Here is a 22,220-nt window from a genome sequence, read left to right on the forward strand (position 1 = left end):
ATGGCAAACACTCTGAATGGTACTCCTCCGGTGTTCGGCCGGGCCGACGCCCGGTCCTGGGAAACGGTAGCTAATGGGGTGCGCCGCCAGATACTGACCTACGATGCCAACACCATGCTGGTGAAAGTAGACTTCGACCAGGGTGGCATTGGCAGCCGACACCAGCACGTGCACACGCAGCTGAGCTATGTGGAAAGCGGCGTGTTTGCGGTGACCGTGGGCGACGAGCGGCAAGTGCTGCGTGCCGGCGACTGCTTCTACGCCGCCTCTAACGAGTGGCATGGCGTGGAGTGCCTCGAAGCCGGCGTGTTGCTCGACGTGTTCAACCCTGCCCGCACCGATTTTTTGTAGTCAATACCAACCGGGCCCGGCCCAACTATACCAACGCATGATAACGCTGCAACTACTGTTCCTGTTGGCGGGAATGAGCAAGGTGGGACTTGAAACGCCCCTGACTCAGCAGGTGACGGTGGCCGCGGGTGGTTCGGAAAGTTTCCGAACCGCCCAAAAGCCGCAGCAAGCAGCGGCGGTGGACACCACCGCCGAGAAGATGCTGGTGTTTCAGCGGGCCATCGGTGGCTGGCCCAAGGCCGTAGGCACCGCCAAGGTCGACTACACCCGTCCGCTGGGCACCGTGGAGCGCGCCAGCACCCTGGACGACAAAAACCGCAATGACGCCACGATTGACAACAACGCCACCACGCGGGAAATCACCTACCTGGCCGCGGCATACCAAAAAACCAACAACCCTGCCTACCGCCAGGCCGCTGAAAACGGCGTGCGCTACCTGCTGAAAATGCAGTACGCCAATGGCGGCTTCCCGCAGTTCTTTCCCGACTTCAGCAACTACCGTCACCAGATTACCTACAACGACAACGCCATGGTGCGCGTGCTGCAGACGTTGCGGAGCGTGGCTACCCGAAGCAAGCAGTTTGCCGTGCTCGACGCCTCTTTGGCGCCCCGGGCCCAGGCAGCTGTTGACCTGGGGGTGGAGTGCATCCTGAAAACCCAGTACGTGCGCAACGGCCGCCCCACAGCCTGGTGCGCCCAGCACGACGAAAACACCCTGCAGCCGGCCAAAGCCCGCGCCTTCGAGCTCGCCTCGCTCAGCGGCGACGAATCGGTGGACATTGTTCGGTTCCTGATGGGCATCGAGAAGCCCTCCGACGCCGTGAAGAAGTCGATTGAAAGCGCCATCAGCTGGTTCGAAAAAGTGAAGCTAACCGGCTATGCCACCAAGGATGTCACAGCCCCTGGCAGCAAGAAAGTGCTCGACCGCCTTATCGTGTCCGAGCCCGGCTCCACCATCTGGGCACGTTTCTACGAGCTCGAAACCGACCGCCCCATCTATGTGGGCCGCGACAGCAAGGTGCGCTACCAACTCTCAGAGATTGAAAACGAGCGCCGCGCCGGCTACCTCTACGCCGGCACCTGGCCGGCCAAGCTGCTGGCCGTGGAGTACCCCGCCTGGCAAAAACGCGTGAACAGCACCAACGGCGAAGCAAAAAAATAATCAGGCTATATATCCTGCCCATGACTACCCTAACCCAAAAGCTCGCCCTGGCGGCCCCCGCTACTGCCACCGCCCTGGCCTGGCCCACGGCCGAGATGCTTGCGCTGCCCGAGAAGGTGCTCCAGTTTGGCACCGGCGTGCTGCTGCGCGGCCTGCCCGATTTCATGATTGACGAGGCCAACCGCCAGGGCGTGTTCAACGGCCGCATTGTGGTGGTGAAAAGCACCGATGGCGGCGACGCCACCGCATTCGACCGTCAGGATGGCCTGTACACGGTGAGTATCCGCGGCGTCGACGACGGCCAGCCGGTGGAGGAAAACGTGGTGTGCGCCAGCATCAGCCGGGTTTTATCTGCCAAAAGCCAGTGGGCCGAGGTGCTGAGCTTTGCCGCCAGCCCCGACCTGCAGGTAGTCATTTCCAACACCACGGAGGTCGGCATTCAACTCGTAAACGAGGACATTCATCTCACGCCCCCACAGTCGTTTCCCGGCAAGCTGCTGGCCGTGCTCTACCAGCGCTTCCAGGCTTTCAAAGGCGACGTGAGCCGCGGGCTGGTGATTGTGCCCACCGAGCTGATTCCTGACAACGGCCGCAAGCTCGAAGCCATTGTGCTGGAGCTGGCCCATCGCAACGACCTGGGCAGCGAGTTCATCGACTGGCTCGAAGTAGCTAACCACTTCTGCAATACGCTGGTCGACCGCATCGTGCCTGGCCGCCCCGACGCTGCCACCTACGAGCAGCTGCAAGCCGACCTGGGCTACCAGGACGAGCTGCTGACCGTGGCCGAAGCCTACTCGCTTTGGGCCATCGAAGGCGGTGAGCAGGTGCGCAACATCCTGTCGTTTCACTCGGTGGCGCGGGGCGTGGTCGTCCGGCCCGACATCACCATGTTCCGCGAGCTGAAGCTGCGCCTGCTCAACGGCACGCACACCCTCAGCTACGCCCTGGCCCACCTGATGGGCTGCACCACGGTGCGCGAAGCCATGGACGACGAGAACCTGACCCGTTTCATCCACAACCTGATGCTGGCCGACCTGCTGCCCGGCATCCCGTACGCGGTGGATGAAAAAGTGGGCCAGCGCTTCGGCATGCAGGTACTCGACCGCTTCCGCAACCCCTACCTGGAGCACCGCTGGCTGGCCATCGCCATGCAGGGCACCATGAAGATGCAGATGCGCAATGTGCCCACGCTGTTGCACTACTACAAGCAACACCAGGCCGTGCCGCACTACATGGCGCTGGGCTTCGCGGCCTACCTGCTCTTTATGCGCAACACGGCCTCGGCGCCGGGGGTAGGACAGGGCGAAGCCAACGGCCAGACCTATGCCATCCAGGACGACCGCGCCGGCTACTTTGCCGACCTCTGGGCTCGCCTCTCGCCCGAGGAGCTAACCGCCGCCGCGTTGCGCAACACCGCCCTCTGGGGCCAGGACCTAACCCGCCTGCCCGGCTTCACCAATTGGGTGAGCCAGTACCTGAACCAGCTACTGGAGGAAGGCGCGCCCTCGACATTAGCAGCGTTTTTCACCAAGAAAACGGCTGTTGTTAATTCTTAAAAATGCCTGTCATCCTGAGCTTGCGAAGGACCCTATCACGTTTGCATCAAATGAATTCGGGCAAACAATCCAGATGTGATAAGGTCCTTCGCAAGCTCAGGATGACAAAGCAGGACACAACCCCCAACTTCTCCTTACCAACTATCACATCTCCGTGAAGCATCAAGTAGCCCGTATTCACCCCGCTGATAATGTGCTCGTCGCCCTCGCCGACCTGCCCATTGGCACCGAAGTGCCGTGGGAAAATGGGTTCGTGACCACCAGCGAAGCCATTCCGGCCAAGCACAAGCTCGCGCCCTTGGGCCTGAGCCCCGGCCAGTCCGTGACCATGTACGGCGTGCTAGTGGGCACCGCCCGCGAGGAAATCCGCCCCGGCGGCCGCCTCACCACGGCCAACATCAAGCACGCCACCAACACCTACGACGAGAACGCCCAGCAGCGCCCTGCCTGGACGGCCCCCGACGTAAGCGCTTGGCAAGACCGCACCTTTCTGGGCTTCCACCGCGCCGACGGCCGCGTGGGCACCGCCAACTACTGGCTGGTTATCCCGCTGGTGTTCTGCGAAAACCGCAACATCCAGGTACTGCAGGAAGCTCTCATAACCGACCTCGGCTACGGCCGCCGCAAGAGCTACCAGCCCGAAACCCGCAAGCTGCTGAGTTTGCTGCAGGCCGGCAAGTCGGTAGAGGAAATCCTGAGTGCCGACCTGGAAACCGCGCAGGATGCGGCCCGCAGCACGCGCCCTTTCCCCAACGTGGACGGCATCCGTTTCCTGGCCCACGAAGGCGGCTGCGGCGGCATCCGTCAGGATGCCCAGACGCTGTGCGGCCTGCTGGCCGGCTACATCACGCACCCCAACGTGGCCGGGGCCACTGTGCTCAGCCTGGGCTGCCAGAATGCGCAGGCCAGCATGCTGCAGGACGAAATCAACAAGCGCGACCCCAACTTCAGCAAGCCGCTCTACATCCTCGACCAGCAGAAGCTGGGCACCGAGGAAACCCTCATCAGCACGGCCCTGCGCCAGACTTTCGCGGGCCTGATGCTGGCCAACCAGGCGCGCCGCGAGCCCGCCCCGCTGTCCAAGCTGAACATTGGCCTGGAATGCGGCGGCTCCGACGGCTTCTCCGGCATCTCGGCCAACCCAGCCCTTGGGCACGTTTCCGATATGGTGGTGGCGCTGGGCGGCTCGGTTATTCTGGCCGAATTCCCGGAGCTGTGCGGCGTAGAGCAGGAGTTGGTTGACCGCAGCGTGGACCAACCCACGGCCGAGCGTTTCAGCAGCCTCATGAAGGCTTATGGCGACAGCGCCATTGCCGTGGGTTCGGGCTTCGATATGAACCCTTCGCCGGGCAACATTCGTGACGGTCTGATTACCGATGCCATGAAGTCGGCAGGAGCGGCCCGCAAGGGTGGTTCATCGCCCGTAGTAGCAGTGCTCGACTACCCTGAGTTGGTGACCAAGCCCGGCCTGAACCTACTGTGCACGCCCGGCAACGACGTGGAATCCACGACCGCCGAAGTAGGCTCGGGCGCCAATGTCGTGCTCTTCACCACCGGCCTGGGTACACCCACTGGCAACCCCATTGCTCCGGTTATCAAAGTGGCCAGCAACACGGCCCTGGCTAAGCGCATGCCCGATATCATTGATGTAAACACCGGAACCGTAATCGACGGCGAGGAAACCATTGAACAAGCCGGCGAGCGGATTCTCGACTACGTCATCCGCGTAGCCAGCGGCGAGGAAGTAGCCGCCGTGCGCCACGACCAGGCCGATTTCATTCCGTGGAAGCGCGGGGTGAGTTTGTAAGGGGCGAAGGAGGCGTTTGAAAACGCCTGTCATCCTGAGCGCAGCGAAGGACCTTATCACGGTTGAACGAGTTGCTTCAACGTGTACTCACCTATTGATGCTCTGCCAATGTGATAAGGTCCTTCGCTCCGCTCAGGATGACAACCGAGCTGACAGGCAACTCAATCGTCCCTGCACCTGCCGCAACCGTTTCCGCTCAGCTATCACAATCGTTTACGTAAATAAAACCTGTTCAACACGCTTTTCTGATAACGTTGCGGTCTGATTCTGCTGCTACCTTCGGCAACACACCGCTTCTTATTCTATCCGATTTTCGCCTCGTCATCCGCGTTACTTATGAAGCCATTTCTCAACGACGACTTCCTGCTGCAAACCGCTACGGCCAGCACGCTCTACCACGAGTTTGCGAAGCAGATGCCCATTATCGACTATCATAATCACCTGCTGCCCGACCAGATTGCTGAGGACAAGCAGTTCGAGAACATCACCCAAATCTGGCTCTACGGCGACCACTACAAGTGGCGCGCCATGCGCGCCAACGGCGTGCCCGAGCGCTACATCACCGGCGATGCTTCCGACTGGGAGAAGTTTGAGAAATGGGCCGAAACCGTGCCCTACACCCTGCGCAACCCCCTCTACCACTGGACGCACCTGGAGCTGCAGCGCTACTTCGGCATCACGGAACTGCTGAACAAGGACAGCGCCCGCCGCATCTACGACGAGTGCAGCGCCAAGCTGCAAACCCCCGAGTTTTCGGTGCAGGGCCTGCTGCGCAAGATGAACGTGGAAACCCTCTGCACCACCGACGACCCCGCCGATTCGCTGGAGCACCACCAGGCCATTGCGGCTTCGGGCTGCGAAGTGCGCGTGCTGCCCACCTTCCGCGCCGACAAGGCCATGGCCGTAGACGATGCCGCCAGCTACAACGCCTACCTCGACCGCCTGGGCCCAGTGGCGGTAGTGGACATCCGCACCTTTGCCGACCTGGAAACGGCCTTGCGCCGCCGCCACGACTTCTTCGCCAGCCTGGGCTGCCGCTTGTCGGACCACGGCCTAGAGCAGATTTACGCTGCCGACTACACAGCCGCGGAAATCGATGCCATTTTCACGAAAATCCGCGGCGGCAGCGAGCTGACCCACGCCGAGAATCTGCAGTTCAAATCGGCCATGCTGGTGCTGCTGGCCGAGATGGATTGGGAGAAGAGCTGGACCCAGCAATACCACATTGGCGCGTTGCGCAACAACAACTCGCGCATGCTTCGCGAGTTGGGCCCCGACACGGGCTGGGATTCCATCGGCGACTTCCCTCAGGGCCGCGCCCTCTCCACCTTCCTCGACCGGCTCGACAGCCAGGACAAGCTGGCCAAGACCATCATCTACAACCTCAACCCAGCCGACAACGACCTCATCGCCACGATGATTGGGAACTTCAACGACGGCTCGGTGGCCGGCAAAATGCAGTTCGGCTCCGGCTGGTGGTTTCTCGACCAGAAGGACGGCATGGAAAAGCAGCTGAACTCGCTCTCAAACATGGGCCTGCTGCCGCGTTTCGTGGGCATGCTCACCGATTCGCGCAGCTTCCTCTCGTACCCGCGCCACGAGTATTTCCGCCGCGTGCTCTGCAACCTGCTCGGCAACGACGTGGAGAACGGTGAACTTCCGGCCGACATGGAATTGCTGGGTCGCACGGTGCAGAATATTTGCTACGGAAACGCCAAGGAGTACTTTGGCTTCGAGAAAGTGGCTGCAGCGGTGGCTGCAGACGCACAGTAACCATAATAGTCTGTCATCCTGAGCGCAGCGAAGGACCTTATCAAATAAGAACGATTAGCAGCATACCTGATTGTCTGTGCGTGATAAGGTCCTTCGCTACGCTCAGGATGACAGACGAAAACCTTATGATTTCCAACCATTCCAATACATGAAGCAAGTTGTCACGTTCGGCGAAATCATGATGCGGCTGTCGCCGCCGCTGAATTATCGGTTCGCACAAACCCCAAGCCTGGAAATCACCTACGGCGGCGGCGACGCCAACGTGGGCGCCTCCTTGGCGGGCTTTGGTGTGCCCGCCGCGCACGTTACTTGCTTTCCGGCCAATGACATGGGCCTTGCAGCGGCGCAGCACTTCCGCGCTCTTGGCGTGAACATGAACGCCACGGTTTTTCAGGGCGACCGCCTCGGCCTTTATTTCCTGGAAGTGGGAGCAGGGATGCGGCCCAGCAAAGTGGTGTACGACCGCGCCAACTCGGCCTTTGCGCACCTCGATGCAACTGCGTTCAATTGGGATGAGATTTTGAAAGACGCTGGCTGGCTGCACTGGACGGGCATCACGCCCGCCATCTCGGCCAGCACTGCTGAGGCCACGCGCCAGGCCATTGCCGCGGCGCGCCGCCTGGGCATCACCGTATCGGCCGATGTGAACTACCGCCGCAACCTGTGGCAGTACGGCCAAACGGCCCAGGACGTAATGTCGGAGCTGGTGGAAGGCTGCGACATTGTGGTGTGCTCCGAAAACGATGCTGACGACTTGTTCGGCATCAAACCGCTGCCCGGCACCGACAACAAATTCGTGTCGGTAGCGCAGCAGGTGATGGAGCGGTTTCCGCAAGTCAAGCAGGTCATCACCACGCGCCGCAAAACCCACAGCGCCTCGCACAACGGCCTGAAAGGCATCTTCTACGACGGCGAGCAGTTCCTCGAAACCGTCACCTACGACATCAATCCCATCGTGGACCGCATTGGCGGCGGCGATGCCTTCATGGCCGGCTTCATCTACGGCTCACTGGCCTACAACAACCCGCAGCAGGCCCTGACATTCGGCGTCGCGGCCTCCGCTCTAAAGCACACCATTCACGGCGACATCAACCTGGTGTCGGTGGCTGAGGTGGAAGACATTATGCGCGGCAACACTAGTGGCCGCTTGCTGAGATGAAACATCATTAGAACGTCATGCAGAGCGCAGCGAAGCATCTCGCTCGCTTCGTTCAGTGGTATTAATTACTGCAGCATGCGAGATGCTTCGCTGCGCTCTGCATGACAGGTTCTCGTCACGCTCTTACTATCAAAACAAACATGCCCCGCCACACCCCCGCAGCCACTCTTGCCACTTTGCTCGCCCACCCGGTGGTGCCTGTGTTTTACCAGGCCGATGCCGCTTATGCCCAACGCATTGTGCAGGCTTGCTACAACGGCGGCATTCGGGTGTTTGAGTTTGTGAACCGTGGAGAGCAAGCCATGGTCGTGTTCGAGCAGCTGCAGGAGTTTGTGCAGCAGCAGTGCCCCGACATGGTGCTCGGCATCGGTACCATTTACAAGGCCCAGGAAGCCGAGGAGTTTATTGCGGCCGGCGCCGAGTTTGTGGTGCAGCCCCTGGCCACGGCGGAGGTCGCCGAAGTATGCCGCGCCCATGACATTCCGTGGCTGCCCGGCGCCATGACGCCCACCGAGATTTACAACGCCAGCCAGCAGGGCGCGGCGGTGGTCAAAATCTTCCCCGGCAACGTGGTGGGTCCCGATTATGTGAAGGCCCTGCGCGGCCCCATGCCCAACACCAAGCTCATGGTGACGGGCGGCGTAGAGCCCACCCACGAAAGCCTCAGCGCCTGGTTTGGCGCTGGCGTGAATGCCGTGGGCATGGGCTCGCAGCTTTTCAAGAATGCCGATGATACCGATGCGCTGGCCACCCGCATCGCCGAGTTAATGCAAATTGTTGCCCAACTGGGTAAGTAACCGTTCTCCTTTCCATAAACCCGCCCCAATATGACGCCATCTCAGCAGCTAGCTCCGGACGTTCCATCCATCGATGTGGGGCCCGCAATTGGGAAGTACCGCTGGACCATTTGTTCGCTGGTCTTCTTCGCCACCACGGTCAACTACCTCGACCGCGCCGTTATTTCCCTGCTCAAGCCCTATCTGGAAACGGAGTTTAAGTGGAACGCCGGGGATTACGCCAACATTGAAATTGCGTTCAAAGTCGCGTATTCGGTGGGCATGCTGGGCGCGGGCCGCATCATCGACAAGCTGGGCACCAAGATTGGCTACGCCTTGTCGACCTTCCTGTGGAGCCTGGCCGCCATTGGCCATGCGTTTGTGAGTAGCACGCTGGGCTTTAGCGTGGCCCGTGGCTTTCTGGGCGTGACGGAAGCCGGCAACTTCCCCGCCGCCATCAAAACCACGGCCGAGTGGTTTCCGCAGAAGGAGCGGGCCCTGGCCACCGGCATCTTCAACTCCGGCTCCAACGTGGGCGCCATCATTGCCCCGCTCACCGTGCCGCTCATCGCCGAAACCATCGGCTGGAAATGGGCCTTCGTGATTACTGGCGCCCTGGGTTTTGTGTGGCTGATTTTGTGGTTTATTTATTACGAAATACCCGCCCGGCAGACCCGCCTCAGCAAAGCGGAATTCGATTACATCCACAGCGATGTGGACGAGCAAGTAGCTGCCCAAGGGGTGCAAGGCAAGGTTTCCTGGTTTAAGCTGCTCACCTTCCGCCAAACCTGGGCCTTCGTTTTGGGCAAGTTTCTCACCGACCCGGTGTGGTGGTTTTACCTGTTCTGGTTGCCCGATTTTCTGAACAAGCAATACGGCCTCCGGGGCACCGACGTGGCCTTCCCGGTGGCCGCCGTGTACATCCTGTCGAGCATCGGCAGCGTAGGCGGCGGCTGGATTCCGCTGAACTTCATGCGCAACGGCATGGCCGCCTTCCGGGCGCGCAAGCTGTCGATGCTGCTCATTGCGCTCTGCGTGTTCCCGATTGTGTTTGCGCAGTATCTCGGGCAGATGAATATGTGGCTGGCCGTGCTGGTTATCGGCATTGCCGCCGCGGCCCACCAAGCTTGGAGTGCCAACATCTTCACCACCGTGTCGGACATGTTCCCGAAGCGGGCGGTGGCTTCGGTCACCGGCATTGGTGGCATGGCCGGCGGCCTGGGCGGCATTTTGCTGTCGGCACTGGTGCAGAAGCGCATGTTCGTGTACTACGAAAGCATCGGTCAGCTGGAAACGGCTTATTTCATCATGTTCCTGATTTGCGGCGGTGCTTACCTGCTGGCCTGGGTGCTCATGCACTTCCTGGCCCCCAACATGAAGCAAATCAACCTCGACGAACCCACTCAATCCGTAGCCTAGCGCTCGCCTCTTCTTATGAAACAACTGCTCACACTGGCACTGATTTTTGTGCTGGGCCTGGCCGCTGTGGCCCAAACCACCAACGGCAAAAACGACAAAGCCGCCAAAGAAGTAGAAGCGCTGGAGCGCCTGCGCTTCGAAGCCCAGGTAAAAAAGGATTACCCTTTCCTGGAAAAAGCTTTCGCCGATGACTTGGTGTACACGCACTCCAACGGCAAGCAGAATACCAAGACGGAGTACATCCAAAGCATTCGCGACGGCAAGAGCGTGTATGACAAAATCGAAGTTGAGAACATCAACGTGCGCGCCTACAACGATGGCAAAGCAGCCGTGGTGAATGGCCAAATCAACATTTACCAGCCCAACAAGCCCGACGGCTCGCCTAACGTGGCGCACATCAAGTATGTTGTGGTGCAGGTGAAGAACAAGCAGGGCTGGCAGGTGGTGCTGTGGCAGTCGCAAAAGCAGGCATCTTAATTCCACTATTGCCAAAAAAAGCGGTCATGTAGAGCGCAGCGAACCGCAGGTCGCCGTAGGCAAGCATCTCGCTCGCTTCGTTCAACGATTGAGTTAGTACTGCACGCGAGATGCTTGCCTACGGCGACCTGCGGTTCGCTGCGCTCTGCATGACGTTCTGTTTTCTGGTTTGGCCTACCATCTTTGGCGCCTTCCGCTATCCAAAAATCCCACCCCATGTCTCCGACCACCGAAAATACCTTGGCCACGCCTGTTGGCACCACGCTTGAGCGCTACATCATGCGCAAGCAATCCGAATTTGCTTACGCTACTGGCGAGCTGTCGCAGCTGCTGCGTGACATTGCACTGGCCGGTAAAATTGTAAACCGCGACGTGAACCGCGCTGGTCTCTCGCGCATCACCGGGGCCATGGGCGAGAAAAACATACAGGGTGAAAACCAGCAGAAGCTCGACGTAGAAGCCAACATTCGCTTTGTGCGTGCCCTAACTAATGGGGGAGAGGCTTGCGCTGTGCTTTCGGAAGAAGACGAAGACATCATTCAGACCGGCAACGTCAACGGCAAGTACGTGGTGGCCATCGACCCGCTCGACGGTTCGTCGAACATCGACGTGAACGTGAGTATCGGTACCATCTTCAGCATCTACCGCCGCGTGTCGCGCATTGGCGGGCCGGCCCGCAAGGAAGACTTTTTGCAGGGCGGCCGGGCGCAGATTGCGGCGGGCTACGTGCTGTATGGCTCCAGCACCATGCTGGTGTACACCACGGGCCACGGCGTGGCAGGCTTCACCTACGAAAACTCGCTGGGCGAATTCTTCCTCTCGCACCCCGACATCAAAATTCCGCGCCAGGGGCCGGTGTTTTCCTGCAACGAGGGCAACTGGTTCGATTACCCGGAGTTTGTGCGCACCTTCCTCACTACTTGCAAGGAGCGCCGCCTCACGGCCCGCTACGTGGGCTCGCTGGTGGCCGACTACCACCGCAACCTGTTCACGGGCGGCATTTACTTGTACCCACCCACGGTGGACAAGCCCGAAGGCAAGCTGCGCCTGCTCTACGAGTGCTACCCGCTGGCTTACCTCATCGAGCAAGCCGGTGGCGTGGCCGTCAGCGGCGCCGACGTCCTGCTCGATGTGCCGCCAACCAGGGATTTGCACCAGCGCGCTCCCATATTCGTTGGCTCAGCCGATTTGGTGGAGGAGCTGCGCTGCATCGCGACCAAATAACCGGGCTGCCATGCGTTGGAGGGCCGTTCTGCTTGCTTTGATGGCTGTGCTGCTGGTGCGCCAATCAGCCGCTGCCCAGCAAGCAGGCAGCCCCAACGTGCTTGATTGGAAAGCCCCGGCCACGCTCAGCACTTACCTGCTGCAACAGATGCACGCCCAGTACGCCCCACGGGCCGCCGAGCTGGACCGGGCCGCGCAATCGGCTACCGGCGCGGCGGCTTACCGCGACAGCGTGCGGGCCCGCTTCCGGCTGGTACTGGGACCGCTGCCAGCACGCACGCCCCTGCGGGCACAGGTCACCGGCAAGCTGGCGCGCGACCAGTACCGCATCGAGAAAATTATCTACGAAAGCCAGCCTAACCACCACGTTACGGCCAATCTGTACGTGCCCGCTGGCAAGGGCAAGAAGCCCGGCGTACTGCTTTTCTGTGGTCACGAACAGGAAGCAAAAGCCACGGCTTCCTACCAGAAAACGGCTATTCTGTTCGCGCAGCACGGCTTCGTAGTGCTGGTCATCGACCCCATTTCGCAGGGCGAGCGCATGCAGCTTACCGATGCCGCCGGCAAGCCCTTGGCCCGTGGCGGCACCACCGAGCACACCTTGCTCAATGCCAACGCTGCCCTGTTGGGCCACACCACGCCCGCCGAACAGCTCTGGGACAATGCGCGCGGCCTCGACTACTTGTTCACCCGCGCCGAAGTCGACACGGCCCGCATTGGCTGCCTGGGCAACTCCGGTGGTGCCACCCAAACAGCCTATTTCATGGGCTTCGAGCCGCGGGTAAAAGTGGCAGCGCTGTGCAGCTACGTGGCCAGCGGCGAGCGTAACCTGGAGCTCACCGGCCCCGCCGATGGCTGCGTGCAGCTGCCTGGCGCCGGCCGCGCCCGCCTCGACCTCGCTGATTGGCCCATCATGTTCGCTCCCAAGCCGCTGCTTATGCTGGCCGGCCGCTACGACTTTGTCGACTACACCCAAATAGAAGCTGCCACGGCCGAGACCCGGCTCATCTACACGGCGCTGGCGAAGCCGGAGCAGCTGAGCCTCTTCACCTACGACGACGGCCACGGCATTTCGCAGCCCAAGCGGGAAGCAGCTGTCACGTGGTTTCGGCAGTGGTTTTATGGCGATGCGACACCGATTCAAGAAGGGGCTTTGGCTACTTTGTCTGAACAGGAGCTGCGCTGCACGAAAACAGGCCAGGTCAACACGGCTTTCCGCAAGGAAGTCACCTTGGCACAGATGCATCAGGCAGAGGCACAGCGGTTGGCGGCCCGTCGTGCCAACTACAAACCCGAAGCCCTAGTTGCCCAGGTCCGCCAGCAGCTGCAGATGCCAGCCGGTGCTTCTGCTCCACTGGTCACAGTAGCGCACCTCGATACCTTGCAGCGCGTGGGGTTTACGTGGCAGAAGCTCATTCTGCGCCGCGAAGGCGAGCCGCCGCTGCCGGCTTTATTAGCCTTACCCCCCGGCGGCGCCCCACCTTCTAAAGTTCTCCTCTGGCTTCCCGACGCGGGTAAGGCCAGCGTGCTCGACAGCGCCGCTCAGCTGCAAGCCTACCTCCGCCAGGGCACGGCCGTGCTCCTTGCCGACTTGCGCGGCCTCGGCGAAACCACTGACCCCGCCGCCTTCAACGACCCCAAGTACTACAACCGCGAGTACCGCAATGCCCAGCTGGCGCTGCACCTGGGCCGCCCCCTGCTGGCCCAGCGCGCCATTGATATCATTACCCTCACCGCCTTCCTGCGGAATGAGAGCCGCCTCCAAGACGTGCCGGTAGAAATGCGCGCCAGTGGCCGGGCCGTCGCCCCTGCACTGCACGCGGCCGTGCTCGCACCCGCCATCACCCGCGTTGCCATGGAGCAGCAGCCCCGTTCGTATCAGGAGCAGCTGGCGCAACCCACGGCCAAGGATGCGTATTCGGAAGTGCTGCCCGGCGTGCTGCAGCGGTATGACCTGCCAGATTTGCAGCAGGCGCTGGGCAGCCGGCTGGTGCTGCCGTAGCGTGGTAATGTGCCCATAACGGAGTTCATTGTAGGTACTCAGTGCCGGGCCTTTTGCTCGCCCGGTTGGCCGGTAGTGCCTTCACTTATCCAATACCGTGTAACATCTTCATCGTACTCTGCCAGCGCAGTGAGTGCTGCCTGGCCTTTGGCCTTAGTCTCTGATGCTGCCGTCCTCATAGGCGCTTGCACGGCATCAGTTGCATGGGATGAAGACGATGGATGATAGAATTAACAAGGTAAAGTACAATTAGTATACTCCATTTTTGCTTAAGCTCAGGGCTTGTACTATTCCTTTCTTCGTGCTCATAACCGGAATGAATGAAAACATAACTTAACTCTAATTGGCAAATGACAAAATTTTATAATATTAAAAAATTTGTTGAATAATATGCTTTTGAGACTAAAAATGATAATTGTAGGAAGTGCTTAATAATTAGGAGAATAAAATTAAAGCTTTTTAATGTTGTCCTTTTTGGGGAGGGTGAAATTGATTTTTATATTGACTAAATCTTTAACCACTTTCCAACTCCTACTAAATGAATAAATTCATACCAAGGGTAGCCGGGCTAGCACTGACGGCAACTTTATTCATGGGCAGCCATGCATCGTTCGGCCAAGAAGGGGCTAGAGCACAACAAAAAGCAGTCCCGCGGGCCGCGCTGGATTACCTCCGCAGCAACAAGCAAGCGCTCAAGCTTACCGAGGCCGACTTAGCCGATATTGAGCTAAGCAGCGAAACGGTTTCGGCGAAAAGCGGAGTCAAGCATTTCTACCTGCAGCAAATGCATCAGGGTATTGAGATTCACAACGCGGTAACCAACATCAGCCTGAGCCGCGAGGATAAAGTGATAGCTCTGGGCGACCGGTTTCAAAAAAACGTTGGCACTCGGGCAAAAGCAGCAAAAGCCAAGCTCACGGCCGAAGCAGCTGTGACAGCGGCGGCTCGCCACCTAAACTTGGCATTGAAACAGCCGCTGGTTGCGAAGCAACGGGCCGGGGGTAAAAATGAAGAAGTAGTATTCACCACGGGTGGCATCTCGCTCGAGCCCATTCCGGCCAAGCTAGTGTACCAGCCCATGCCCGACGGCAGCCTGCGCTTGGCGTGGGAAGTATCCATCTATGAGCTAGACGCTCAGAACTGGTGGGACATGCGCGTGGATGCCAACACTGGCGAGGTGCTAGAGAAAGACAACTTGGTCACCCATTGCGAGTTCGACAACGATGGGCCCGGTGGCCTGCCCCTGCTCGAACACTCTGCCTACGCCCATGCAGCTGCCAAGCCGTTCAACTTTGCCTCAGTAATGGCCGGGACAAACGTGTACAACGTGTACGCCATGCCCGAGGAAAGCCCCAGTCACGGCCCCCGCAGCCTAGTGAGCACGTCAGCGGCCGATGCCATAGCTTCTAAAGAAGGCTGGCACCATACCCTAACGGGCAAGTTGACCACCACCCGTGGCAACAACGTCTACGCCTACGAGGACCCCAATAACAACAACAGCCTGGCTAACTACAGCCCCAACGGGGGTCCCGAATTAAATTTCGATTACCCAGTTGATTTTACGAAACAGCCCGTTGATTACCGCGACGCGGCCATTACCAACCTGTTTTACTGGAATAACGTCACGCACGACGTATGGTACCAGTATGGCTTCGATGAAGCCAGCGGCAACTTCCAGGCCGACAACTTCAACAGAGGAGGCGCGCAGGGAGACTATGTTAGGGCCGAAGCGCAAGACAGCCGCAACGTGGCAACTACCCGCAACAACGCCAACTTCTCGACGCCCATCGACAACGGCATCGGCGCTCCCCGGATGCAGATGTATCTGTGGACCAGCCCGCCCGATGCGAACATGTTCCGAGTGACCTCGCCCGCAGGAATTGCGGGCAGCTACCCCGCGGTGCAGGCTGCTTTCGGGCCACGCCTCAACTCCACGCCCATTACCGGCAAGCTAGTGTTGGGCAATGGCATTGGAGGCCTGTCTACCAACACGGACGAGGGTTGTGGGCCGCATACCAATGCCGCCTCGATAGCCGGAAATATTGCCGTAGTGTACCGTGGCAACTGCGATTTTAGCCTGAAAGTATACAATGCTCAACTCGCTGGTGCTATTGCCGTGGTGGTAATCAACAATCAGCCGGGTACTCCCATCTCCATGGGAGCGGGCGCTGCTACCCCGGCCCCCATCGCGATTCCGTCATTGATGATTTCGGACGTGGCGGGTGCCGCGGTTCGTGCGCAGCTCAATGCCAGCCAGGAAGTTCGCGTTAGCTTGAAGGATGATGGCCGGCCTGAGCTCGACGGCGACTTCGACAACGGCATTATCGTGCACGAGTACGGCCATGGCATCTCGACCCGCCTCACCGGTGGCCGCCTCACCAACTGCCTGGGTGGCCAGGCCGAGCAAGCCGGCGAGGGCTGGAGCGACTGGTTCGGTCTGATGATGACCATGAAGGGTACCGACACCCGTACCAAAGTGCGCGGCATTGGTACCTACGCACAAGGCCAGCCCACCAACGGCCAGGGCATCCGCCCCGCTCCTTACTCCACCGACTTCGCGGTAAACAACTATACCTACGGCCGGACCAACAATACTACACTCAGCCAGCCTCACGGCATCGGTTTCGTATGGGCTACGGTGCTCTGGGACATGACCTGGGACCTCATCGATAAGTACGGCTACGACGCCAACCTTTATACCGGCAAGAAGGGCAATAACATGGCCATGCAGCTGGTCATCGACGGCCTGAAGATGCAGCCCTGCGCTCCCGGGTTTGTAGATGGCCGCGACGCCATTTTGAAAGCCGACCTTGCCAACTACGGTGGTGCCAACCAAGAGCTGATTTGGCGGGCATTCGCCAAGCGTGGCGTAGGCTTCAGCGCCAGCCAGGGCGCGGCCAACAGCCGTATCGACCAGGTAGAGGCCTTCGACCTGCCCCCCGTTTACGCTTGCACTGCGCCCACCATCACGTTGGCATCTGCCCTGGCCAATTTCCCTGATGCCGCTGCCAACACAATTTACCTCGGCTACGGCCCGCAAAGTGTGCAACTACTGGCTAGCAAACTAGCGAGTGACCCAGAGTTTACCTACACCTGGAGTCCCGCCGCTGGCCTGAGCGCTACCAACGTGGCCAATCCAGTATTTACGCCCACTGCCGCTGGAACTTACACGTTCACGGTTACGGCTGTAAATGCGAATGTGTGCACCCGGACGGCCTCGATTACCATTAAGGTCATGGACGTGCGCTGCGGTAAGAACAGAAAGGTTGCTGTTTGCTTCAAGGGCAAGGAGATGTGCGTTGATGCCGCCGATGCCACTGCTCTGCTTAACCGCGAACGTGGGGAGGCCACAATAGGCGCGTGCGGTACACAGGCAAGAGGCACCGCGGAAGGCACCGTAGCCAGCGCGCCACTGCCCTTCGATGCTGCTCTCACGGCTGCGCCCAACCCGGCCAACGCCAAAACGACCCTCGCCTTCACACTTGCTGAAAGCGGTGCCTACCGCCTGGAAGTGGTGAACACACTGGGCGCGGTGGTGTCCGTAGTAGCCCAAGGCAACGGCGAAGCTGGTGAAACCCTCTCGCATGAGTTCAGCCGTGGCAACTTGGCCGCTGGCCTGTACATGGCCCGGCTTGTATCGGGTGGTAAGAGCCATTTCACGCGCATTGTGCTGCAAGACTAGCGTCACCGATATTGTTACAGTGATAGAAAAAGGGAGGCCGCAGCAATGCGGCCTCCCTTTTTCTTTTACCTGATGAAATGGGTCTTGATGATGGCGTGCTCGGCCAAGCCATTGCGCGCCCGCGCCTTGGCAATAGCAGCTTTGCAGAACATGCAGGCAGCACTGCACCACCTAAAGCCAACGACTTAGCTGTAGATACCACTGTTTACGGAGGCCAACGTTTGCGATGGTTCATCTATAACCAGACCTGGTTTTAAGGCGATAGCCGAACTGATTCTGTTGCTACAAGGGCGTGGCTTCCTCAGAGAAACCTGCCTGACTTATAGCCTGGCGGAGCAGTGAGCGCCATTGATTTCATTGTTTGAATTTTTTTAAGCTTAGCACACACCACAAAAAAACCGGGACTGTGCACCAGCACAGCCCCGGGTTAATGCTTCTTCGTCCGAAAAACTAGTCTTTCAGCTCAATGCGGGTGAACTTGTTGCCACTGCCCGTAACAAGGTGGGCAATGTAGAGGTCACCGCGCAGCGCGCCTTTCTTGAACTCGTAGCTGAAGCGCTGGCCGGCTTTGCCGGTGCCTTCGCCCAGCACGGCCACTACGGCGCCCTGCATGTTCAGCACTTCCAGGCGGAAGCTGCCTTCCTCGGGCAAGGTGAAGGACACCGAAGTCTGGCCGACGGCCGGGTTCGGCAGGCTGGTCAACTCGCTTTCTTTAGCAGCGTCCTGGTCCTGAGCGGCAAGGGGAGACGTAGTAGCGCCGGAACCACAGGTGCCCAGCGTGCCGCCGCGCTTCAGCAGGTTGGGAACATCGCTGGAGTTCACGCAGCGGGAGTTCTTGCCGCTGCAAACCACCACCTGGTTGTTGGTGGGGCCGCAACGCACGTCGATTACCGTAATGGTCACCGAGGCCGATGCCGAGCACCCGGCGTCGTTGGTCGACGCCACCGTGAAGCGGTAGGTGCCGGCCGCAGTGGGCGTGAAGATGGGGTTGGCCACGTTGGCATTGTTCAGGCCAGCGGCGGGGCTCCAGCTAAAGCTATTCAGGCCGGCGTTGGTGCTGTTGGCTTGCAGCTGCACGTTCTGTGGGCCGTAGCCGAGGTAGATGGTCGAAGCCGGGCCGTTGGTGTTCACGGTCGAGGTGCGCACTACGGTGATGGTGGGCGCGGTGCACGAGAAAGCGGGCGGCAAATCAAACGCCTCTACCTGGTCGAGCCGGCTGGTGGTGGAGCCCTGCTTGGCACTGAAGCCCAGGCCCCGGCGGGCAAACACCGTCCAAATCATCTTCTGGTTGGCACCGCCGTTGTTGGCGCGGTCGGCGGCCAGGATGGCGTCGCGGGCATCCACGAAGCCGGGGTTACAGGGCTGCAGCTTCAGGCCGTCGATGACCAGCTGCATGGCCATGTTGTTGCCGCCTTTGCCGGTGTACAGGTTGGCATCGTAGCCGTACTTGTCCACGAACGACCAAGTCATGTCCCACAGCATGGTGGCCCATACGAAGCCAATGCCGTGCGGCTCGGTGAGCGTGGTGTTGTTGGTGGCGGCGTACGTGTAGTTGTTCACACCGAAGTCGGTGCTGTAGGGGGAGGGGCGAATGCCGCGGCCGCTGGTGGGCTGGTTCTGCACATAGGTGCCGATGCCGCGGGGCTTGGCGCCGGTGTCGCCGGCGTTCATGGTCAGCATCAGGCCGAACCAGTCGCTCCAGCCTTCGCCGCCCTGCTCGGCATTGCGCAGGCAGCTCGAGTTGTTGGCGCCGCCGGTGAGGCGGGTCGAGATGCCGTGGCCGTACTCGTGGGCAATGATGCCGTTGTCGAAGTCGCCGTCGAGCTCGGGCAGCGAGCCCGTGTTTTTCAGGATAACCGTTACCTGCGTGCCGGCATTCAGCTGCTGCCGGATGGTCTGGCCGGCTTCCATGCTAATCATGACGGCCGGAATGGTGATGGCCGGGGTGGCTTTGGTAGCCGTGCCGCCCATGGCAATGGGGTCGCCGGGGGCATTGTTTATCACCACCACCGCCACAGCGCCGGCAATCTGCGCATTCTGCACTTTGTCGGCAAAGCCGCAGGTGCCACGGTACACCACGGCAATGTTACCGCTGATGGCCGTGCCGTTGGTGAAGGCGCCGCAGCCTTCCTCGCTGGTGCCTCCTGCGGGCGGCGTGGACTGGGCCAGCACCAGCTTGCCGGTGAGCGGCGTGGCGGTGAGGGGCTTGCTAAAGGATGCTTCCAGGGCCGTGTAAATCCCGGCAATGCTGGATGGTGCACTCACCTGAAACAGGTCCCGGGCCGGGGCGCCGCTCCACAGGTACATCTGCATGCGGGGCGCCTGGCCGTCGACGGGCGTAGCGAAGTTGGCGTTGTTGCGGGTGGCCGCCACGTTGCGGCTGTCCTGCGACTCGGCCAGTACCGCGTCCGCGCCGAGGCCGCCCAGCAGGCTGGGGTTGGTAGCCTGGAAGTTGCCGCTAGCCTCGTTGAAGCCGTACTGGTACCAAATGTCGTGCATGATGTTGCTCATGTAGAACAGGTTGGTGGTCGCGGCGTTGAGGTACGTCACCGGCTGCTGATTGAAGTCAACCGGGTAGTCGAACAGGAGGGCGGAGCCACCGTCGGGGCTGCTGTTGAGGCCCGGGATGTTGCGGTTGTCCGGGTCTTCGTAGGCATGCACGTTGTTGCCGCGGGTGATGGTGTACGATACCCCCGTGGCCAGCTTGTGCCAGCCCATGGGCGAGGCCTTGGGGTCGGCCGCGGTGGTGGGCACGTACGTGCGTGGTCCGTGGCTGGGCGTTTCGGTGGGAAGAGCAAATACGTTGTAGGCATTGGCGGTAGGGCCAGCAGCTACGGAATAGAACGAAAACGGAGCGGCTTCGTGCTGGTGCGTGCGCACCATTTCGCCGGGAGCGTGTTCGAAGTTGCACTCCACCACCAAGTTGTCTTTGTCGAGCACGGCGCCGGTGGCGGCATCTACCCGCACGTTCCACCAGTTGCGGGCGTCCAGTTCGTAGATGGACACTTCCCAGGCCAGCGCCAGTTGGCCATCAGCCAAGGGCTGGTACACCAGTCGGGCCGGAATGGGGCGCAGCGAAATGCCACCCGTGGTGAATACCGTGGCGCGGTTGGCTGCTTCACTGGTTTCGGTGGCCGTGAGTGCTCCTTTAAGTGCAAGGTTGAGGTGGCGGGCCGCAGCGGCTACGGCCGCCTGGGCGGTGAGCTGGGCCTGCTTGCTCTTGATTTTTTTGCCGACTTGCTTCTGGAACCGGTCGCCCATGTTCAGCACCTTTTCGTCCTTGGTCAGATTGACGTTGGACACGGCGCCAAAAATCTCGATGCCTTGGTGGCGCTGCTGAATGTAGAGGTGCTTCAGGCCGTTGTGTTTGCTTTCGGTCTCGCTGCTGAGCACCAGGTCCGAAAGGTCTTCACTGGCCAGTTGCAGTTCCTGCTGGTTCTTTTTGATGTGGTCAAGCGCCACTTGTGGCACGGGACTTTTGGCAGCTTTGCCACTGCTTTGGCCAAAGGAGGCCAAATTCCCGACTAGCAATCCCATGACCAGAGCCATGCGAGTTGCAAACAGTATCATTTTGTCCATTTGCTTCAATTAATGAGTAAGTGAGGGTAATAGCTGTCTTTCTTTTAAAGTAAATTCAAAAATTTCCCCGACTTACGTTGAAAGTCTTAATTCGGCCTTGCGTTATTTCAAGTTTTTGTTACACCACCTTTTAATAGGTATTTTACTGTTTTTTGATATTCAAAAGAAGGCGAAGAGTTAACTTGATGAACAACAGTGCTTACAGCGTCGGTAGGCGGTGTTGCATAAACTGCTAAAATGTTTTGTCGAAACAGAAAAAAAATTTCTTTCAATGTTCTGGCACTTCAATAGCGCTTTTGCAAAAGCTTCTCAGCTATGCCTGCCCATTGCTGGTGCTGAACTATCTAATTGAGCCGCAACAGCAGGGCGAGCATTCGCAAAAAAACCGCCCCGGCCACGTCAGAAACGACGCAGTCGGGGCGGTTCACAAGCCTTAGATACTCTCAGTGGCTAGCCTAGCAGCTGCAGCAGCTCATGGGCGGCCGGCTCCGAAGAAGCCGGGTTCTGGCCCGTGATGAGGTGAGCTGCGCGCTGCACGTAGGGCTTCCAATCCTCTAATTTGGAGTAGTTGCTGCCGTTTTCCTTCAGCATGTCCTCCACCAGAAAGGGCACGACGTTGGTGAGCTGCACCGCTTCTTCTTCCGTGTTGGTGAAGCCCGTCACGGCCTTTCCTTGCACCAGCGGCGAGCCGTCGGGCGCTTTCACGTGGCGTAGGGCCGCGGGCGCGTGGCACACCAAGGCCACTGGCTTGCCCGCCGCGTACATCTCTTCGATGAGCTTAATGGACGTTTGGTCCTCGGCCAGGTCCCAGAGCGGGCCGTGGCCACCGGGGTAAAACACGGCGTCGTAGTCAGCAGTGGATACGGAGTCGAGCTGCACGGTATTGGCCAGGGCGTGCTGGGCGGCATCGTCCTTCTTGAAGCGCTCGGTGGCGTCGGTCTGCGCGCTGGGGTCGTCGCTTTTGGGGTCGAGGGGCGGCTGGCCGCCCTTGGGCGAGGCCAGGGTAAGGGTGGCCCCAGCGTCTTTAAACACATAGTAGGGCGCGGCAAATTCTTCCAGCCAGAAGCCGGTTTTGTGGCCAGTGTCGCCGAGCTGGTCGTGCGAGGTCAGTACCATCAGGATGTTCTTGCTCATTTACTTTTAGTCTGTGGAAGTGATGCGTCAATGCGCAGAATGTCACCACCAGCCGGTGGTGCAGGGGGAGCTGCAACAACCTGCAGGAAGCATAAACGGTTAAATGCCGCCCGCCCGGG

General features: G+C 59.9%; 15 protein-coding genes. 13 read left to right on the forward strand and 2 right to left on the reverse strand.

The features are described 5' to 3' along the window. The 13 genes from BMZ66_RS11435 to BMZ66_RS25115 all read left to right on the forward strand — a co-directional run bounded on the left by BMZ66_RS11435 (position 1) and on the right by BMZ66_RS25115 (position 17,645). Positions 1 to 351: a cupin domain-containing protein gene (locus tag BMZ66_RS11435; protein WP_092672686.1), complete on the forward strand. Its 351-nt coding sequence runs from the start codon at positions 1 to 3 to the stop codon at positions 349 to 351. 37 nt (positions 352 to 388) lie between these two features. Further along, positions 389 to 1,513 (forward strand): pectate lyase, encoded by a 1,125-nt coding sequence (gene pelA / locus BMZ66_RS11440; RefSeq protein ID WP_234795066.1) that lies wholly within the window; start codon positions 389 to 391, stop codon positions 1,511 to 1,513. A gap of 20 nt (positions 1,514 to 1,533) precedes the next feature. Next, on the forward strand, positions 1,534 to 3,069 hold the full coding sequence (locus BMZ66_RS11445; protein WP_092672692.1) for a tagaturonate reductase: 1,536 nt from the start codon (positions 1,534 to 1,536) through the stop codon (positions 3,067 to 3,069). 154 nt (positions 3,070 to 3,223) lie between these two features. Then, positions 3,224 to 4,876: a UxaA family hydrolase gene (locus BMZ66_RS11450; protein WP_092672695.1), complete on the forward strand. Its 1,653-nt coding sequence runs from the start codon at positions 3,224 to 3,226 to the stop codon at positions 4,874 to 4,876. A 336-nt stretch (positions 4,877 to 5,212) separates the two neighbouring features. Beyond that, positions 5,213 to 6,649 (forward strand): glucuronate isomerase, encoded by a 1,437-nt coding sequence (gene uxaC, locus BMZ66_RS11455; protein WP_092672698.1) that lies wholly within the window; start codon positions 5,213 to 5,215, stop codon positions 6,647 to 6,649. Between the two features lie 148 nt (positions 6,650 to 6,797). Then, a complete protein-coding gene (locus BMZ66_RS11460; protein WP_092672701.1) occupies positions 6,798 to 7,808 on the forward strand; it encodes a sugar kinase in 1,011 nt (336 codons plus the stop codon). A gap of 140 nt (positions 7,809 to 7,948) precedes the next feature. Continuing rightward, the gene (locus tag BMZ66_RS11465) at positions 7,949 to 8,605 is read left to right on the forward strand and encodes a beta/alpha barrel domain-containing protein (protein ID WP_092672705.1); all 657 of its coding nucleotides are present in this window, start codon (positions 7,949 to 7,951) and stop codon (positions 8,603 to 8,605) included. Between the two features lie 30 nt (positions 8,606 to 8,635). Continuing rightward, positions 8,636 to 10,003 carry an MFS transporter gene (locus tag BMZ66_RS11470; RefSeq protein WP_092672708.1) on the forward strand — a complete coding sequence of 456 codons (1,368 nt, stop codon included), beginning with the start codon at positions 8,636 to 8,638 and terminating at the stop codon, positions 10,001 to 10,003. 15 nt (positions 10,004 to 10,018) lie between these two features. Further along, positions 10,019 to 10,480 (forward strand): nuclear transport factor 2 family protein, encoded by a 462-nt coding sequence (locus tag BMZ66_RS11475; RefSeq protein WP_092672711.1) that lies wholly within the window; start codon positions 10,019 to 10,021, stop codon positions 10,478 to 10,480. Positions 10,481 to 10,696: 216 nt separating this feature from the next. Continuing rightward, a complete protein-coding gene (fbp, locus tag BMZ66_RS11480) occupies positions 10,697 to 11,704 on the forward strand; it encodes a class 1 fructose-bisphosphatase (RefSeq protein WP_092672714.1) in 1,008 nt (335 codons plus the stop codon). Positions 11,705 to 11,744: 40 nt separating this feature from the next. Further along, positions 11,745 to 13,706, forward strand: coding sequence for an alpha/beta hydrolase family protein (locus BMZ66_RS11485; RefSeq protein ID WP_092672717.1), 1,962 nt, complete (start codon positions 11,745 to 11,747; stop codon positions 13,704 to 13,706). Between the two features lie 538 nt (positions 13,707 to 14,244). After that, a complete protein-coding gene (locus BMZ66_RS11490) occupies positions 14,245 to 17,388 on the forward strand; it encodes a T9SS-dependent M36 family metallopeptidase (RefSeq protein WP_092672720.1) in 3,144 nt (1,047 codons plus the stop codon). A gap of 77 nt (positions 17,389 to 17,465) precedes the next feature. Beyond that, on the forward strand, positions 17,466 to 17,645 hold the full coding sequence (locus BMZ66_RS25115; protein WP_143080162.1) for a hypothetical protein: 180 nt from the start codon (positions 17,466 to 17,468) through the stop codon (positions 17,643 to 17,645). Positions 17,646 to 17,838: 193 nt separating this feature from the next. Here BMZ66_RS25115 and BMZ66_RS11495 read toward each other — a convergent pair whose 3' ends face one another. Next, entirely contained in the window at positions 17,839 to 20,967 is a 3,129-nt protein-coding gene (locus BMZ66_RS11495) for a T9SS-dependent M36 family metallopeptidase (protein ID WP_234795067.1), read from the reverse strand. 450 nt (positions 20,968 to 21,417) lie between these two features. Then, complete coding sequence (locus BMZ66_RS11500) at positions 21,418 to 22,101, reverse strand: type 1 glutamine amidotransferase domain-containing protein (RefSeq protein WP_092672723.1); 684 nt, start codon at positions 22,099 to 22,101, stop codon at positions 21,418 to 21,420. Positions 22,102 to 22,220 lie beyond the last annotated feature (119 nt).

The sequence above is a fragment of the Hymenobacter arizonensis genome (genome assembly GCF_900115775.1).
Lineage (GTDB): Bacteria > Bacteroidota > Bacteroidia > Cytophagales > Hymenobacteraceae > Hymenobacter > Hymenobacter arizonensis.

Excerpts from the sequence above, each read along its gene's own strand:
- uxaC (WP_092672698.1), top strand. The coding sequence starts at position 5,213 with ATGAAGCCATTTCTCAACGACGACTTCCTGCTGCAAACCGCTACGGCC.
- BMZ66_RS11470 (WP_092672708.1), top strand. The coding sequence starts at position 8,636 with ATGACGCCATCTCAGCAGCTAGCTCCGGACGTTCCATCCATCGATGTG.
- BMZ66_RS11435 (WP_092672686.1), top strand. The coding sequence starts at position 1 with ATGGCAAACACTCTGAATGGTACTCCTCCGGTGTTCGGCCGGGCCGAC.
- BMZ66_RS11490 (WP_092672720.1), top strand. The coding sequence starts at position 14,245 with ATGAATAAATTCATACCAAGGGTAGCCGGGCTAGCACTGACGGCAACT.
- BMZ66_RS11445 (WP_092672692.1), top strand. The coding sequence starts at position 1,534 with ATGACTACCCTAACCCAAAAGCTCGCCCTGGCGGCCCCCGCTACTGCC.
- BMZ66_RS11485 (WP_092672717.1), top strand. The coding sequence starts at position 11,745 with ATGGCTGTGCTGCTGGTGCGCCAATCAGCCGCTGCCCAGCAAGCAGGC.
- BMZ66_RS11465 (WP_092672705.1), top strand. The coding sequence starts at position 7,949 with ATGCCCCGCCACACCCCCGCAGCCACTCTTGCCACTTTGCTCGCCCAC.
- BMZ66_RS11500 (WP_092672723.1), bottom strand. The coding sequence starts at position 22,101 with ATGAGCAAGAACATCCTGATGGTACTGACCTCGCACGACCAGCTCGGC.
- BMZ66_RS11460 (WP_092672701.1), top strand. The coding sequence starts at position 6,798 with ATGAAGCAAGTTGTCACGTTCGGCGAAATCATGATGCGGCTGTCGCCG.
- BMZ66_RS25115 (WP_143080162.1), top strand. The coding sequence starts at position 17,466 with ATGGGTCTTGATGATGGCGTGCTCGGCCAAGCCATTGCGCGCCCGCGC.
- BMZ66_RS11495 (WP_234795067.1), bottom strand. The coding sequence starts at position 20,967 with ATGGACAAAATGATACTGTTTGCAACTCGCATGGCTCTGGTCATGGGA.
- fbp (WP_092672714.1), top strand. The coding sequence starts at position 10,697 with ATGTCTCCGACCACCGAAAATACCTTGGCCACGCCTGTTGGCACCACG.
- BMZ66_RS11475 (WP_092672711.1), top strand. The coding sequence starts at position 10,019 with ATGAAACAACTGCTCACACTGGCACTGATTTTTGTGCTGGGCCTGGCC.
- pelA (WP_234795066.1), top strand. The coding sequence starts at position 389 with ATGATAACGCTGCAACTACTGTTCCTGTTGGCGGGAATGAGCAAGGTG.